Annotated in this window: 11 protein-coding genes; 8 read left to right on the top strand and 3 right to left on the bottom strand. The window is 71.7% G+C overall.

All coding sequences use genetic code 11. The features are described from left to right. Positions 1 to 82: 82 nt before the first annotated feature. From Prum_RS37450 to Prum_RS37420, 7 genes are all read left to right on the top strand, one after another. Positions 83 to 1,708, top strand: a complete 1,626-nt coding sequence (locus Prum_RS37450; RefSeq protein ID WP_173081356.1) for a hypothetical protein — start codon at positions 83 to 85, stop codon at positions 1,706 to 1,708. Next, positions 1,705 to 2,373, top strand: coding sequence for a TPR end-of-group domain-containing protein (locus Prum_RS37445; RefSeq protein ID WP_173081354.1), 669 nt, complete (start codon positions 1,705 to 1,707; stop codon positions 2,371 to 2,373). Before Prum_RS37450 ends, Prum_RS37445 begins: the two co-directional genes overlap by 4 nt. Positions 2,374 to 2,495: 122 nt before the next feature. Further along, complete coding sequence (locus Prum_RS37440) at positions 2,496 to 3,329, top strand: type IV toxin-antitoxin system AbiEi family antitoxin (protein WP_173081352.1); 834 nt, start codon at positions 2,496 to 2,498, stop codon at positions 3,327 to 3,329. Between the two features lie 45 nt (positions 3,330 to 3,374). Then, positions 3,375 to 3,722, top strand: a complete 348-nt coding sequence (locus Prum_RS37435) for a molybdopterin oxidoreductase (RefSeq protein ID WP_173081350.1) — start codon at positions 3,375 to 3,377, stop codon at positions 3,720 to 3,722. A 1-nt stretch (position 3,723) separates the two neighbouring features. Then, entirely contained in the window at positions 3,724 to 6,171 is a 2,448-nt protein-coding gene (gene nirB / locus Prum_RS37430; protein WP_173081348.1) for a nitrite reductase large subunit NirB, read from the top strand. Further along, positions 6,168 to 6,509: a nitrite reductase small subunit NirD gene (gene nirD / locus Prum_RS37425; RefSeq protein WP_246278352.1), complete on the top strand. Its 342-nt coding sequence runs from the start codon at positions 6,168 to 6,170 to the stop codon at positions 6,507 to 6,509. Before nirB ends, nirD begins: the two co-directional genes overlap by 4 nt. Before the next feature lie 137 nt (positions 6,510 to 6,646). Then, positions 6,647 to 8,452, top strand: coding sequence for a sensor domain-containing diguanylate cyclase (locus Prum_RS37420; RefSeq protein WP_173081346.1), 1,806 nt, complete (start codon positions 6,647 to 6,649; stop codon positions 8,450 to 8,452). Here Prum_RS37420 and Prum_RS37415 read toward each other — a convergent pair. The 3 genes from Prum_RS37415 to Prum_RS37405 form a co-directional block, all read right to left on the bottom strand. Continuing rightward, entirely contained in the window at positions 8,446 to 9,483 is a 1,038-nt protein-coding gene (locus Prum_RS37415; protein ID WP_246278351.1) for a hypothetical protein, read from the bottom strand. The genes Prum_RS37420 and Prum_RS37415 overlap by 7 nt on opposite strands. 26 nt (positions 9,484 to 9,509) lie before the next feature. After that, on the bottom strand, positions 9,510 to 9,968 hold the full coding sequence (locus tag Prum_RS37410; protein ID WP_173081344.1) for a carboxymuconolactone decarboxylase family protein: 459 nt from the start codon (positions 9,966 to 9,968) through the stop codon (positions 9,510 to 9,512). 71 nt (positions 9,969 to 10,039) lie between these two features. Further along, positions 10,040 to 12,892, bottom strand: a complete 2,853-nt coding sequence (locus Prum_RS37405) for a M36 family metallopeptidase (RefSeq protein ID WP_173081342.1) — start codon at positions 12,890 to 12,892, stop codon at positions 10,040 to 10,042. 329 nt (positions 12,893 to 13,221) lie between these two features. Here Prum_RS37405 and Prum_RS37400 point away from each other — a divergent pair, with 329 nt between their 5' ends. After that, the gene (locus tag Prum_RS37400; protein ID WP_173081340.1) at positions 13,222 to 14,034 is read left to right on the top strand and encodes a universal stress protein; all 813 of its coding nucleotides are present in this window, start codon (positions 13,222 to 13,224) and stop codon (positions 14,032 to 14,034) included. Positions 14,035 to 14,354 lie beyond the last annotated feature (320 nt).

Genomic DNA, 14,354 nt, shown 5'->3' with positions numbered 1-14,354 from the left:
GAGCGTCAGAACGCAGAAAAGACAGATGATTCGATCTCCGGCTTTCCCCTCCCGCGCATGGCCAGGTCGCGATCATGACTAGATGAGGACGAACCGTGTCCTTGTCGCCGCCGCCCTGGTCGCCGCCGCACTCAGTGGCTGCTCAGGCCCCGACAACAAGGTGACCCTTAACGCTCTCGCCGGCTCATGCACGGGCCCCGACAGCCTCGCCACGCAGGGCCTGCTTTCGCAGGCCGAAGCCGGGTACAAGGCAGTGCTGGCCACGAAGCCCCCGACCGATCGGCCCAACGAGCCGGTCGAGTGCGTCGCGGCCGGGCAGCGCCAGGTCGCGCAACAGCGGGCCGAGGCCGCCTGGGCGGTCGACCGCGGCGACAACGCGCTGGCCGCCGGCGACTACCAACACGCCCACGAGTGGTACGCGCTCGCCCTGAGCAAGGACGCCGGGAACACCGACGCGGTCGCGGGGTTGCGCCACGCCGTCGCGCTCAGTCCCGGACCCGGCAAGGCACCGTACCAGCGGGTCGTGCCATGGTCCGCGCGCGCCGAGATCTGGGACGCCCGCCGGAACGCCTGGCTTCCATCGCTCGTCCCGCCGGCGCTGGTGTTCGCCGTCGTCTTCCTCGTACTCGTGGTGCTGGCCCGGACCATCACGCGGTGGGTGCCGACAGGTCCCCGGCCCAAGCCACCCGAGGTCGGGCTGCAGGACGTCGTGTTCGTCGTGGCGGCGGCCGCCCTGTGCGCCGCCGCCTCGGTGCTCCATTTGGGCTTCGCGCTGGTCATGCTGGCGCTGGCCGCCCCCTTAGCCGCGTTCGGTGGCTACTGGCTAGCAGACTGGTTCGCGCTGCGGATGCGCATGCGGGTGGAGGTGTTCGACGCCGAGGGCGCCGCGGACGGGCCCGGCACCGCGTACTTCGTCGGCAGGCTCTCCGCCCTCGGCAGCGACCCGCCGCGCGGGTTGGAGATCCCGCTGGGCACCGACATGACCGACCTGCCGATCAAGGACCTCACGACGCTGCCCGGCGGCAAGTGGGTGTCCATGGCGGTCAAGGCGCTCGAACTGCTCGCGCCATCCACCCCCTGGCACGCCAAGGTGTCCATTGTCGACAAAGACACGGCCGCGGTCGAGCTGCGCCGCAACGGGCATCTCGTGGAGGCCATCACCATCGACCGAGCCACGCTGACCACCGCGCCGGCCAAGGACCGGGACCTGCTCACCGCGGCGGCGGCCTTCGTCCTGCTGCACCTCGCCAAGGCGTACACCTCTCTGGAGGTGGGGCTGAACGGCGCGAGCCGCTGGCGGTCACTGGCTCAGCAGGTGCTCGCGAGCGAGGCTGCCGTCAAGGGCCGCGGGCCGCGGGCGGTCGAGCTCTACGCGCGCGCTGTGCGGGAAGATCCCGGCAACCAGGCCGCCCGCCTCGGCTACCTCATCGCGCGATTCGATCTCCTTGCCGGCGACAAGCCCTCCATCTACTCGGAGCTGGGCATCCAACTCGGAACGATGGAGAGCGCAGCCAAACCGTATCCGGCACTACACCTGCGCGTGCTGTACGCACGCACGGCGGCATACCTCAACTGCGCGTCGCTCGCCAATGGCATGCGGCGCGAGGCCGCCTGGGACCGCGCCACGGGACCGGCAGTACGGCTGGTCGACAGCCTCGCGTATCCCCCGAGCTGTCCCGGCGGACGGCCGAATTCTTCGCCGAGATGAGACCGGTTGCCGCGCTCCTGGTGTGGTATCTGGTCCGTCGGCGCAGGATCGAAGAGAGCGAGCTGACAGCCGTTGACGGTTGGATCGACGAGTCGGGCATGACGCCGAAGACCTACTACGACCGCGCCTGCAACGCAGCGGAGTCCGGCTTCACCCTCCTTGCCCTTCAGGACCTGCGGTTGGCGTTGGGACTCGACAGGCTGCGTAAGGCGGCGCCGGGCGACCCGTCGTTCGTCTCGCTGCGGGGCCACCCGGAGTTCATCAGGCTCACCGACGGCCGCCGGATGCTGGAGAACTCGTCGGTCTTCCGGCCATTCGCGAGCCGGCTGGCCGCCATCGGCATCCATCTTCCAGCGCAACTGGCCAACGGAACGCCGCCCGACGACGAGTTGGCCAAAACGTTGGAGGAGTCCGTGGCCAAGGTGGCTTCGCTGCGCGGCCTGGCCCGGCTCGCCACGGCGTGTCCCGAGGCCGACCGGGCGCTGGAGTGGACCGACCTGCTCGCGGCCGAAAACGTCTCCACCCTGGCCCAACTGAACATCCACCTGACCAACGACGGCCGCCACCTCGCACAGCGGCTCCAGTCGCGGGCGATGCCACGCAACGTCGTCGCCCCCACCGAGGACCAGCTACGCGCGTGGGCGAGCACCCCCGTGGGGGTGTAGGCCCAAGATCCCGACATTGCGTGCCGGGGCAGCGGCGCGGTCCCGAGTGCGGGAGTCTGCCGCCATGCACAAGGCACCACGGCGACCGGCCGCGCTCGTTGGGAAGATCTTTCTCGGACGCAATGCGCTGCGGCGCAACCTGCTCACCGACGGAGCTGCGCAGCGGCGCGTGGCGGTCGCTGTTTCGCGGGATCTACGCCGACGCGTCGCTGGCGATCACCCACCGGGACCGCTGCCTGGCCGTGTGCCGGTACCTGCTGCCGGCCGACGGCGCCGTCGCCGGGCGGTCCGCGGCCGCCCTCTACGGCGCGGGCGACGCCGCCAACGCGATCGAGGTCGTCGTACCCCGGCGGTCCCGGTTCGGCCCGGTGCGCGGCCTCGCCATCCACTCGGCCGATCTGGCCGAGGCGGACGTGCGTGACCTGAACGGCGTACGGGTCACGACGCCGGTGCGGACCTGCTGGGATCTGGCCCAGTGGCTCGACGTGGTGGAGACGGTCGTGCTGCTCGATATCCTGGTCCGGCGCCGCCTGGTCACCGTCGCGGACCTGGAGACCTACGCCCGCGGCAAGCGGGGCACGCGAGGCTGGCGCCGCCTGATCACGGCGGCCACCCTCGTGGATCCCGGGGCCGAGTCGCCGCCGGAGAGCCGCCTGCGGGTCCGGCTGGTCCAGGCCGGCCTGCCCCGACCGGTCACCCAGTACGTGATCGAGCGGGACGGCGCGTTCGTGGCCCGGGTCGACCTCGCGTGGCCGGCGTACAAGATCGCGGTCGAGGACGACGGCACGTGGCACGCGGCAAGTGACCAGCTGCACCGCGATCGCCGGCGGCTCAACCGGGTGCTGGGCGCGGACTGGGTCGTCCTGCACGTGACCGCCCAGCGCCTGCGCGACGACTTCGCGGGGTTCGTCGAGGAGGTGCGCGCGGCGCTGCGAAGTCGAGCCCGACGACGGTAACCAGCGCGTCACGCAGGCGAAACTGGGGCGTCCCACGCTCGGTGGATGCAGTCGACTCCGCGTTTTCTCCAGGGCGTATTCCCGTTCGAGGGGAAGGGGCTCGAGTCGCCCTTCCCGCTCGACGCCGCGCTCACGTACACGGTGCCGCCCGGTGCCGTCACCCAGCCGGTGTACTTCCGCGGCGGCAACGGCATCGACGACCTGGTCTACATCGTGCTGATGCGGGACGGCAGGCCGATGCGGTACTTCCCGATCGGGGCCAAGGGCGATGTGCACGTGCCGCTGCGGGTGGTCGAGGACCTCGACGGCGGCACGGTCGTCGAGTTGTACCTCGCCGCGCCGACCGGGTCCGCCGGCTGGATCGTGGTCGACCTCGGGCTGGTGGAGGTCTGATATGGACAGACTCGTCGTCGTCGGCAACGGGATGGCCGGCGCCCGCACGGTCGAGGAGATCCTGGCCCGCAGCGACCGGTTCGCCATCACCATGTTCGGGGCCGAGCCGTACGGCAACTACAACCGGATCCTGCTGTCCAATGTGCTCTCCGGGGCCGAGGACGAGGCGGACATCTTCCTCAACAGCCTGCCCTGGTACGCGGAAAACGGCATCGACCTGCGCGCCGGCGTACAGGTGACGCGGATCGACCGGTTCGCCCGGACGGTGCGGGCGGACGACGGCTCGGTCACGCCGTACGACAAGCTGGTCATCGCCACCGGCAGCCGGCCGTACGTGCCGCCGATCGACGGGATGCACCACCCGCGGCGCGGTTTCCACCAGGGCGTCTTCGCGTTCCGCACGCTCGACGACACCCGCGCGATGATCCGGTACGCGCACGACCACGACCGGGCGGTGGTGATCGGCGGCGGGCTGCTCGGCCTGGAGGCGGCCCGCGGCCTGCAGCAGTACGGCGTCGAGGTGACCCTCGTGCACTCCCCCACTCACCTGATGAACGCGCAACTCGACGAGCAGGGCGGGGCGATCCTACGCCGGTGCGTGCAGAAGCTCGGCATCGCGGTCGAGGTCAACGCGAGGACGGCGGCCATCCTGGGCAGGGACGCCGTCACCGGGGTACGCCTCGCCGACGGCCGGACCCTGCCGTGCGACATGGTGGTGGTCGCGGCCGGCATCCGACCCAACGTGGACCTGGCCGAGGTGAGCGGGCTGCCGGTGGAGCGGGGCCTCGTCGTCGACGACCAGATGCGGGTGCTGGACGAGCCGGACATCTACGCCGTGGGTGAGTGCGTGCAGCACCGCGGTCAGACGTACGGCCTGGTGGCGCCGCTGTGGGAGCAGGCCCGGGTGCTCGCCGACCACGTGAGCGGCGCGAACCCGAAGGCGGCGTACCACGGCTCGCGGACGGCCACGAAGCTCAAGGTGGCCGGGGTCGACGTGGCCGCCATGGGGGTCACCGCGCCGGAGCGCGACGACGACGAGTTCGTCGTGTTCGCCGAGCCGCGGCGCGGCGTCTACAAGAGTGTGGTCATCCGGGACGGCCGGCTGGTCGGCGCGACGCTGCTCGGCGACGTCAGCAAGGTGGCGTTCCTCCTGCAGGCGTTCGACCGCGGTTGGCCGCTGCCGGAGGAGCGGGTCCGGCTGCTCTTCGACCTCGGCGCGCCACCGGCGCAGGAGTCCGCCGCCGAACTCGACGACGCGGCCCAGGTGTGCAACTGCAACGGCGTGTCCAAGGGCGACCTGGTCGCCACCGTCCATGGTGGACTGAAGACGGTCAGCGGGGTGATGGACGCGACCCGCGCCGGCAAGGGCTGCGGCTCCTGCAAGTCGCTGATCGCGCAGATCGTCGAGTGGGCCGCGGACGGCGCCGTCGAGGAGGACGAGTCGGCGAGCTGGTACGTGCCGGGCGTACCCCTGAAGAAGCCGGAGCTGATGGCGGCGATCCGGGCCGGCGGGCTGCGCAGCGTCTCGGCGGTGTTCGACGCGCTGGCCGGCGGCGCGGAGGACGCGAAGAGCAAGATGGGCCTGGTGTCGCTGCTGCGCATGATGTGGGGCGACGAGTACGTCGACGAGCGCGGCGCCCGGTTCATCAACGACCGCGTGCACGCCAACATCCAGAAGGACGGCACGTTCTCCGTCGTACCGCAGATGAAGGGCGGCTGCACCACGCCGGACCAGTTGCGCCGGATCGCCGACGTGGCCGACAAGTACCAGGTGCCGCTGGTCAAGCTCACCGGCGGGCAGCGCATCGACCTGCTCGGCATCCGCAAGGAGGACCTGCCGAAGGTCTGGGCCGACCTCGACATGCCGTCCGGGTACGCCTACGGCAAGAGCTTCCGGACCGTGAAGACCTGCGTCGGCAGCGACTTCTGCCGGTACGGCGTCGGCGACTCGACCGCGCTGGGCATCGCCATCGAGTCGCGCTTCCAAGGGCTGGAGGCGCCGGCGAAGCTGAAGCTCGCGGTCACGGGGTGCCCCCGCAACTGCGCCGAGGCGTACGTGAAGGACCTCGGGGTGGTGGCGATCGACGGCGGCAAGTGGGAGGTCTACGTCGGTGGGGCCGCCGGGGCGCACGTGCGCAAGGGTGACCTGCTGGCCACGGTGGACAGTCCGGCCGACGTGATGGCGCTGACCGGCCGCTTCCTGCAGTACTACCGGGAGAACGCGAACTGGCTGGAGCGCACGTACGCGTTCGTGCCGCGGATCGGGCTCGACCGGCTGCGCGCGGCCCTGGAGGAGGACGCCGACGGGCTCGACGCACGGATGGCGGCGGCCGTCGCGGCGTACCGGGATCCGTGGAAGGAGGGCGCCGAGCCGGCGACGCCCGGGCAGTTCCGCACCGCGCTGCCGCTGCGCGTGCTGCCGCTCGTGCCGGTCCGGGAGGGATCGTGACCACCTACCGGCTCGGCCCGGTCGACGAGCTGCCCGTCGGCGAGGGCCGGGCGTACGCGGTCGGCGACGAGATGGTCGCCGTCTTCCGGCTGCGTACCGGCGAGCTGCGGGCGGTGTCCGCGGTCTGCCCGCACGCCGGCGGCCCGCTCGCCGACGGCCTCATCGACGCCAAGGTGGTGATCTGCCCCTTACACCAACACGTCTTCGCCCTAGAGACCGGCCACTGCCAAACCACCCCCCACCTAGCGCTGCGCACCTACCCGGTCCGCGAAGAATCCGGCCAAATGATCATGAACGTGTCCCCCGTTTCCGGCTCGGACTCGACGACAACTTCATGATCACCCGACGGACGGAGCGCAGGGATGGCCGCGCGGCTCCTTGACGGCGGTCACGGTTGGTAGTGTCATGATCCGGGAATCCCGTTTTTCCGGGTCCGCCGCGAGGGGAGAGGGTGGCCGAAGCGTCCAGACCGTCGATGGCACGCGACCCGGTGCTGGTCGCGCTCGCTGGCACGGCCCTGCTCGCCACCGCCTGGGTCCTGCTGGGGCCCGCCCCGGACACCGTCTCCTGGCTGGTACAGACCGCGCTTGACGTGGTCTTTTTCTGGTTGTCGTGGCAGATCGCCGGGGCGCCCGGGATCGACCGGTCGGTCCGCCGCTTCTGGCGCGGCACCGCCATCGGCGGCATCTTCTTCACCCTCGGTGATCTGGTTCAGACGGTGCTGACGTTCGGTGGCGACGAAGACACAGCCGCCAGCGGGACGGCGCAGACGGTCCTGGTCGCCACCGGCGTGGCCTGCATCGTCTGGGTGATGCTCACCCACCCGATCCACGCCACCGGCCGGGAACGGCTCCGGCTGTGGCTCGACGCCGCCACGGTCATGTGCGCGGCGGCGGTGTTCGCCTGGTACCTGTCGATGAGCGGTGACGGGCCGCAGACCACCACGCAGATCATCGTGGCGCTGGTCGGCTCCGGGCTGATGCTGGTGTCCGTGTTCGCGATGTGCAAGCTGCTGCTGAGCGGCAGCGCGCCGTTCACGATCCAGGCCGGCGTGGCCGGGGTGGTGAGCGCGGGCTCGATGGGCATCGGCATGTCGTTGAACTCGATCGTGGCCGATTCGTCGCACCCAGAGCTGATCATGGTGGCCCGGCTGCTGCCGTGCTTCCTGCTGGCCGCCACCCCGCGCATCCAGCAGCTCCAGATGCGCACCAACCCGAGCGGCCTCACGCTGCGCAAACGCCAGTACAGCCGGCTGCCGTACATCGCGGTGGGCGCCAGCCAACTGCTCCTCATCGCCTCGCTCGCCGGCACCGGCCCGGGCGTACGCGCCTGGGGCGTCGTGCTCGGCGTCATCGGGATCACCGCGCTCGTGGTGATCCGGCAGAGCGTGGCCTTCACCGACAATGCCCAGCAGGAGAAGCGCTTCCGCTCCATCGTCCAGTACGCCTCGGACATCGCGCTGGTGGTCGACCAGTCCGGGCGGGTTACGTACGCCAGCCCGGCGGTGGAGCGCGTCCTCGGCATCACGGCGTCGGCGACCGAGGGTATCGACCTGCGCGACCTGCTCCACCCCGACGACCGGTCCGTCGCCGACCGGCTGGGCGGGCAGCTGTCGGCCCACCCCCGGGCCAGCGCGACCGCCCAGCTCCGCGCCCGGCGCACCGACGGCTCCTGGCGCTGGCTCCAGCTCGTCGCCACCAACCTGCTCGACGACGCCAGCGTCGCCGGGGTCATCGTGAACGCCCGGGACGTGACCGAGGAGCGGCACCTACAGGAGCGGCTGCGCTACGACGCGACGCACGACACCCTGACCAGGCTGGCCAACCGGGCGCTCTTCGACGAGCAGGTGCACCTGGTCGCCGCCCAGGCGCCGCACGCGGACACCACGATGGCGATCCTCGCCATCGACCTCGATGACTTCAAGCCGGTGAACGACCTGCTCGGCCACCACGTCGGCGACGGGCTCCTGGTGGCGGTCGCCGAGCGGCTGCGCCGGTGCGTGCTGCCCACCGACACGGTCGCGCGGCTGGGCGGCGACGAGTTCGCGGTGCTGCTCCCGGCGACGTCGCACGGGGTGGCCTGCTCGGTCGCCGGACAGATCCTGAACGCGTTCACCGAGCCCGTGTACGTCGACGGGCACGAGCTGGCCATCCGGGCGAGCATCGGGATCGCGGTCGGCACCGGCGCGCACGTGGACACCCTGCTGCGCGACGCCGACGCGGCGATGTACACCGTCAAGCACGCCGGCAAGGGCCGCTACCTCTCGGCAAGCTCCTACTGACGCGCCACTCGCGGCAGCAGTTCGCCGGCGCGCAGGGCGGCGCCGAGCGCACGGGTGTCGCCGGTGCGGTCGTACACCTCGGCGGCCGTGTCCGCGAACTTGATGACGTGCTCGTCGCCGTGCGCGGCGGCCCGGTCCACGATGTCGGCGGCGTCCGCGGCGGGCTCCGGCGCAGCCTCCCCTGGAGCCCAGCCCGAGGTGATCGCGGCGCTCGCCGCCCACACCGCGGCCAGGCTCGGCGACCATAGCTGCGTCGGCAGCGCCGGCAGGCAATGGAGTACGGCGTTCGGCGCGGTCGCGGTGTGCACCAGCAGTACGGGGCTGGCGTGCCCGTGCGTGCCGTAGGCCAGCGTCGCCGCGGTCACCAGGTCGGCGAGGATGGCGCGGGTGTCCTCCGGGCCGGCGGGCGCGCGCAGCGCCGCGAGCGACCCGGACCAGCCCGCGGTGGCGGTGAGCTGGCCGAAGCGGGCGGCGACCGGGCCCCGTTGGGCGGCGACGCGTGGCACCCCGGCGAGCGCCTCGGCGGCGTCCAGCGACCCGGCGGGCACGGCGGCGCCGGGGACGGCCGTGGACCGGGCCGCCCAGAACGCCAGCCCGTGCGCCAGCTCGGTGACCGCTTCCGGGCTCTCGTCGCCGGCCAGCAGCGCGCGCACGGCGTGGCTGACCCGGATCACGCCGTGGGTGGCGCCGGCCGCGATGCCCGGCAGCAGGCGCGGCCACCAGGTGACGAGCAGGTCCCGCCACGGCTGGTCGCCGGCCGCACTGGTCAGGTACGCGGTCCAGTCGCCGATCCGCCGGATGTCGCCGAGCGCCTCCGGCCAGTTCTGGCCGGTGACCCGGTCGCCGGGGGCAGGCAGGTCGTCCAGCCGGCGGATGTACGCGTCGAGCCAGCCGTGCACCTCGTCCGCGTGGCCGCGCCGGACGAGGACCTCCACCGCCATCGGCCCGTGGTTGGTGAGCGTGTCCTCGCCCCACTCCGGCCCGGCGTGCCGCAGCCGCTCGTACGCCTCGTTCAGGATGTCGCGGTCCACGGGCCTCCCCCTCGGCCAGCCGGCGGTCAGGGCTGGTACGACCCCGGCTCCCAGGGTCGAGCGGCCACGCCGATCCGGTTCCACGCGTTGATGGTGACGATAACGGAGATGAGCTGAGCCAGCTCGCCCTCCGCGAAGTGCTTGGCCGCGTCGGCGTACACGTCGTCGGGGACGCCAGCGCGGGTCGGCACGGTGACGGCCTCGGTCAGGGCGAGGGCGGCCCGCTCCCGCTCGGTGAAGTAAGGCGTCTCCCGCCAGGCCGGCAGCGCGTAGATCCGCTGCTCGGTCTCGCCGGCGGCCCGCGCGTCCTTGGCGTGCATGTCGATGCAGTACGCGCAGCCGTTGAGCTGCGAGGCGTGGATGCGGACCAGCTCGCGCAGCGACCGTTCCAGGTCGCCGTCGGCGGCAGCGGCGTCGAGCCGGTTCATCGCCCTGCTGAACGCGGGGGCCAGCGCGTCGAAATCCATCCGGGATACATGCGTCATGCGGTTCACGCTAGGCGGTGGATTGGCCCAGCAACTAGGCCAATCCACCGCCACCTGCAATGGGCCAATGACTACCGCGTGAACGCCTGGAACTCGGCCACCCGGACGTACGTCGCGAACGGGCTCGCCGTCGTGCAGTCCGTCGCCGCGGCCGGGTCGGCGTCCTGCTCACCGGCGTACAGCGGGCCGCCGGTGCACTGGCTGGCCAGCACCTCCAGGCGCAGGTGCGTGGCGTGCACCGGGTTGAAGCGGAACGTCCGCAGGTTGAGCGACGGCGCCGTCGGGCGGAACGCACCCGCCGGGAACGCGTTCGACTCGCTGCGGTAGACCCGCCGGTAGCCGGCGTCCGTGGTGCAGTCGGCCCTCGTCGCGTCGCAGGCCCATACCGCGAACGACCGCAGCGCGCTGAACCTGTTCTGCACGATGGGATCGGCGTCGCTGGTGATCTGCGGGCGGAGCAGGGCGCTGACGTTCACGACGCTGACCAGCTGCCGGCCCTCGCCCGCGAGGTCGACGGTCAGCGTGCGGCCGGCGACGCCGTCGGTCGAGACCCAGTTCGTCGCCTCGGTGTCGTCGATGAGCTTGTCGGCGTTCACCCCCGGACCGGAGACCGCGGCGCCGCCGGTGGCGGACGCCAGGTTGCGCGGCAGGTTCAAGCGCAATTCCTGGGTACGCCCCGGCAGGAACAACATCTCGAACTTCCGGTGTCCATAGCCGGGGCCGGCCGCGACCATCTGGAACCGCGTACCCGGGATGATCTGGAAGGTGTCCGGCAGGTCGGTCTCCGGGTCGGTGTCGGCGACCGGCATGGCCCGCGCCTCGTACGCGCCGACGTAGAGCCGGATCGGCGCGCCCTCGGCGTCACCCACCGGGCGGAGCGTGACGGTGGCGTTCTCCGCGTACGGCGAGGCGAAGCTCGGCGTCGGGTCCGCGTCGCCCGGGCCGCTCACCGCGTCCTGCCCCATGCCCGCCTCGGCGAAGGCGTTCCACATCAGTTCCTGGTTTTCCCCGCCGAAGCGGACCAGGTCGGCGGCCAGCATGTTGTCGCGCATGTCCACCATGCTGACCTGGCTGCTCGCCTGGAGCAGGAACGAGTCGAAGAGCAACTGCACCCAGCGCCGGTTGCCCGGGCAGGCGGTGACCTCGACCAGGCCGTCGGCGCAGCGGGCCTGCAACGAGGGCGTGCCGTTCCCGTACTTCTTGACGAACGCGGCGCGCAGCCGGATGTTGGTCGCGCTCCAGATCTCACCGTCCGCGTGCACCTGCTGCCCGACGAGGTCGTAGCCGACGTCGGAGTAGTTCAGCGGGCTCTTGGACGAGTCGTAGTTGCGGATGCCGGTGGTGGTGTTGCCGGTGACGTACGCACCGGTGACGAACGGGCTGTCGCCGGGTGCCCGGAAGCCGTACTCGTACAGGTACTCGGCGGCCAGCATGTCGCTCCACGACTCGCCCATCGCCTGGCCCTGCGCCGACCCGATGCCGCTGTCCGGCCCGGCGATCATCCGGTTGGTGATCGCGTGGCTGTACTCGTGCCCGATCACGGTCATGTCGTAGTCGCCGTCCACGCACGGCGGGTACACGCCGCCGGCGACCGGCTGCCACAGGAACATGTTCGTGGTCGGCGGCAGGCCGTCGCGCCCGGTGCCCTGGTTGGCGTTGTTGCGGCTGCCGCCCAGCGCGTTGGCCTGCGCCCGGCCCTGCTCGGGGTCGCCGCCCAGGCCCTCGCCGGAGAGGTTGACCAGCTGCATGTTCCACGCCGACTCGGTGAAGCCCAGGTTGTACGACCAGTCGTGCATCCGGTTGTGCATCGCGAAGAGGTTGGCGATCGCGGCGTCGGCGTCGTTGCGCTGCGCCGATGTGAAGACCGCCGGGTTGCAGCGGGCCGCCCGCCACTGGTCCGTGAACGGGTAGACGTAGTCCCGGGTCAGGCTCGGCGTCGCGGGCACGGCCGGGTTGCCGGCGCCGAGGTTGAGCACGTTGTCGGCGGAGTTGCCGCGCGAGGTGAACGTCGGCGTGCCGGTCGCGACGTCGACGTCCCACGCCTGGCCGGTAGCCGGGTCGCGGACCGACTTCACGCAGCGCCCCACCTGCTCCAGGCACCACAACACCCGGGTGTCGCGCCCCTGCTGGGTGGGCGTCGCCGGGAAGACCGCCCACTTTGGATTGTCCGAGTCGAAGTCGACGAGGTCCTCGCGGACCAGCACCTTGCCCGTACGACCGTCCACATAGGTGGTCACCGCGATCGGCTCGGCCGCCTCGGTGTTGGTCAGCGTCACCGCGTACGCGGCGCGCGCCCCGTCCAGCGGCGTGGGCACGGCCACCCGCTTGACGCTGGCCGATGCCGTGCCGGAGCCGATGTCCTCGCGCGCGATGCGTACGGCGTCGGCCTCGGTCAGCGTCGCCGCCTCCGGCGCACCGGTGTCGCGCGACAGCGACGAGGTGACCCGGATGGCGTCGCCGCCGCTGACCAGCACCGTCACCAGTCCGTCGGGCCCGGCCGGCAGGTCGCCGAAGCGCTGCCGCAGGGTGACCACCGCACCCTTGCCGACCGGCTGCACCAGGATCGCTTCCAGGCCCGCTACGGCTGCCTCGTCCAGCCCGAACAGGCTTTGATTGCGCACCAGGTAGGCCCGGGCCGCGGCCTCCGGCTCGGTCGGCAGCCCGGTGGCCAACGGATCGCTCGCGGGGCCTAGCGCGCTGGGCGTACCCAATGCGTTGAAGCGGACGGCGTTGCCGGCGAGGCCGCGCTGCAACGCGCTCGGCGCGGCCCGTCCTTCGCGGTTGTCGACGTCGCGCGAAACGTGGGTCTCACCCGCGAGGCCGAGGTCGCGCGGCGCCGGGGCTGCCGCGCTGGCCGTGCCCGCGAGGGCCGGCAGGCCCCCTGCGACGACGGCGATGACGAGCGCTCGGGCTAGCGTACGCACGACGGTCCCCCTCCGTTGATGCAAGTCTTTGCATCTTTAAATACTCTTCGTCGTCGCTCCGCGCCACCCTTTCCCCCGTGCTATGGCCGAACCGATATGCCACCGGCCTCGCCCCCCTCTTTCCGTCGATCAAGGGCGAACGGTCGTGCTTTGATCTCCAATCCACGACCGTTTGCCCTTGATCGCGGCGAAAGTCCTTGATCGGGTCTTGAGGTCTGGTGTGGGATAGCTCGCGATCTCGCATCCGGGCTGTTGTGACGGCGTCACATGGGGTTAGCTGGGGTGGGCGGGGGGTACTTCGCCAGACCTCAGCGTGGAGGTAAGCGGTCATGGACATGGGTGAGGCGCCCGTTGCGGTAGGTGTCAAGGATCTGGCCGAGGACGCGGGCGCGGTGCGCCTGGCGGCTCGCACGGCGGCGCTGACCGGAAGACCGCTGCGCATCGTCCACGCATTCGTGTGGCCGCTGGAACTGCCCCCGGGCAGCACCGGCGAGGAGCGCGAGCACGCCGAACGGACCGTGGAAGAGGCGGCGGCGTGGGCCGAGGCCGAGCACCCTGACCTCGACATCTCCGCCGAGGTGGTCGACGGCGACCCGACCCAGATCTTGCTGCGGACGGCGTCCAAGTCCGCGCTCCTGGTCCTGCGCGCGCACGACCCCGCCCGGTCCGGCGACCAGACGGACGCGGTGTCGTTCCAGGTCGCGGCGCGCGCGGCCGGTCCCGTCCTGTGCGTACGCGGCGACGACCGTACCGGCCCGGTGGTCGTCGGCGTCGACGGCTCGGCGGACGCCGCGGTCGGCTTGGAGACCGCGGTCGAAGAGGCGCGCCGCCGGCAGACCGGCCTCGTCGTCCTGCACGCCCAGGGCGCACCGTGCACCGAGCGGCTCGGCGACCTGGGCAGTCTGCCCGTGGAGCACCGCGAGGTGGACGGCCCCGCCGACCAGGCCCTGATCGAGGCGTCGGCCGACGCGCAGTTGGTGGTCGTGGGGGCTCAAGGCTTGCGGCAGACCCTGCTCGGCCCGGTGACCCAGGCGGTACTCCGGCACGCCGAGTGCCCGGTGCTCGTGTCCCGCACCCGCCACGTCCCCGGCCCCACCAAGATCCGCCTCCCAGCCGGCCCGCGCTACTCCTCCCCCGTCTGACCCGCCCCTTCGCGCGGCGCCGACTGCCCGCGCGGAGCGCGCTGGCCGCGCCCCGGGGGCGCGACCCCCTTTGCCGTCGATCAAGGGCGAACGGTCGTGCTTTGATCTCCAATCCACGGCCATATGCCCTTGATCGACGCAGAAGTCCTTGATCGACGGAGCGGCGCGCGGGCCACCGCCTACGGCGGTGACCATGGGCCTAGCGCCAGGGAGAGCCCTTTCCCACGCCGCTAAGACCATGATCACCGCAGGTCGGCGTCGATCTAGGGATCGAGTTTTGGGCTGCCACGACGGACGTCGCGGCAGCTCACCATCTTTGA

This window comes from Phytohabitans rumicis (assembly GCF_011764445.1).
GTDB lineage: Bacteria > Actinomycetota > Actinomycetes > Mycobacteriales > Micromonosporaceae > Phytohabitans > Phytohabitans rumicis.
The sequence above is the reverse complement of the archived record's forward strand: the minus strand, read 5'-3'. Positions and strand labels throughout refer to the sequence as shown.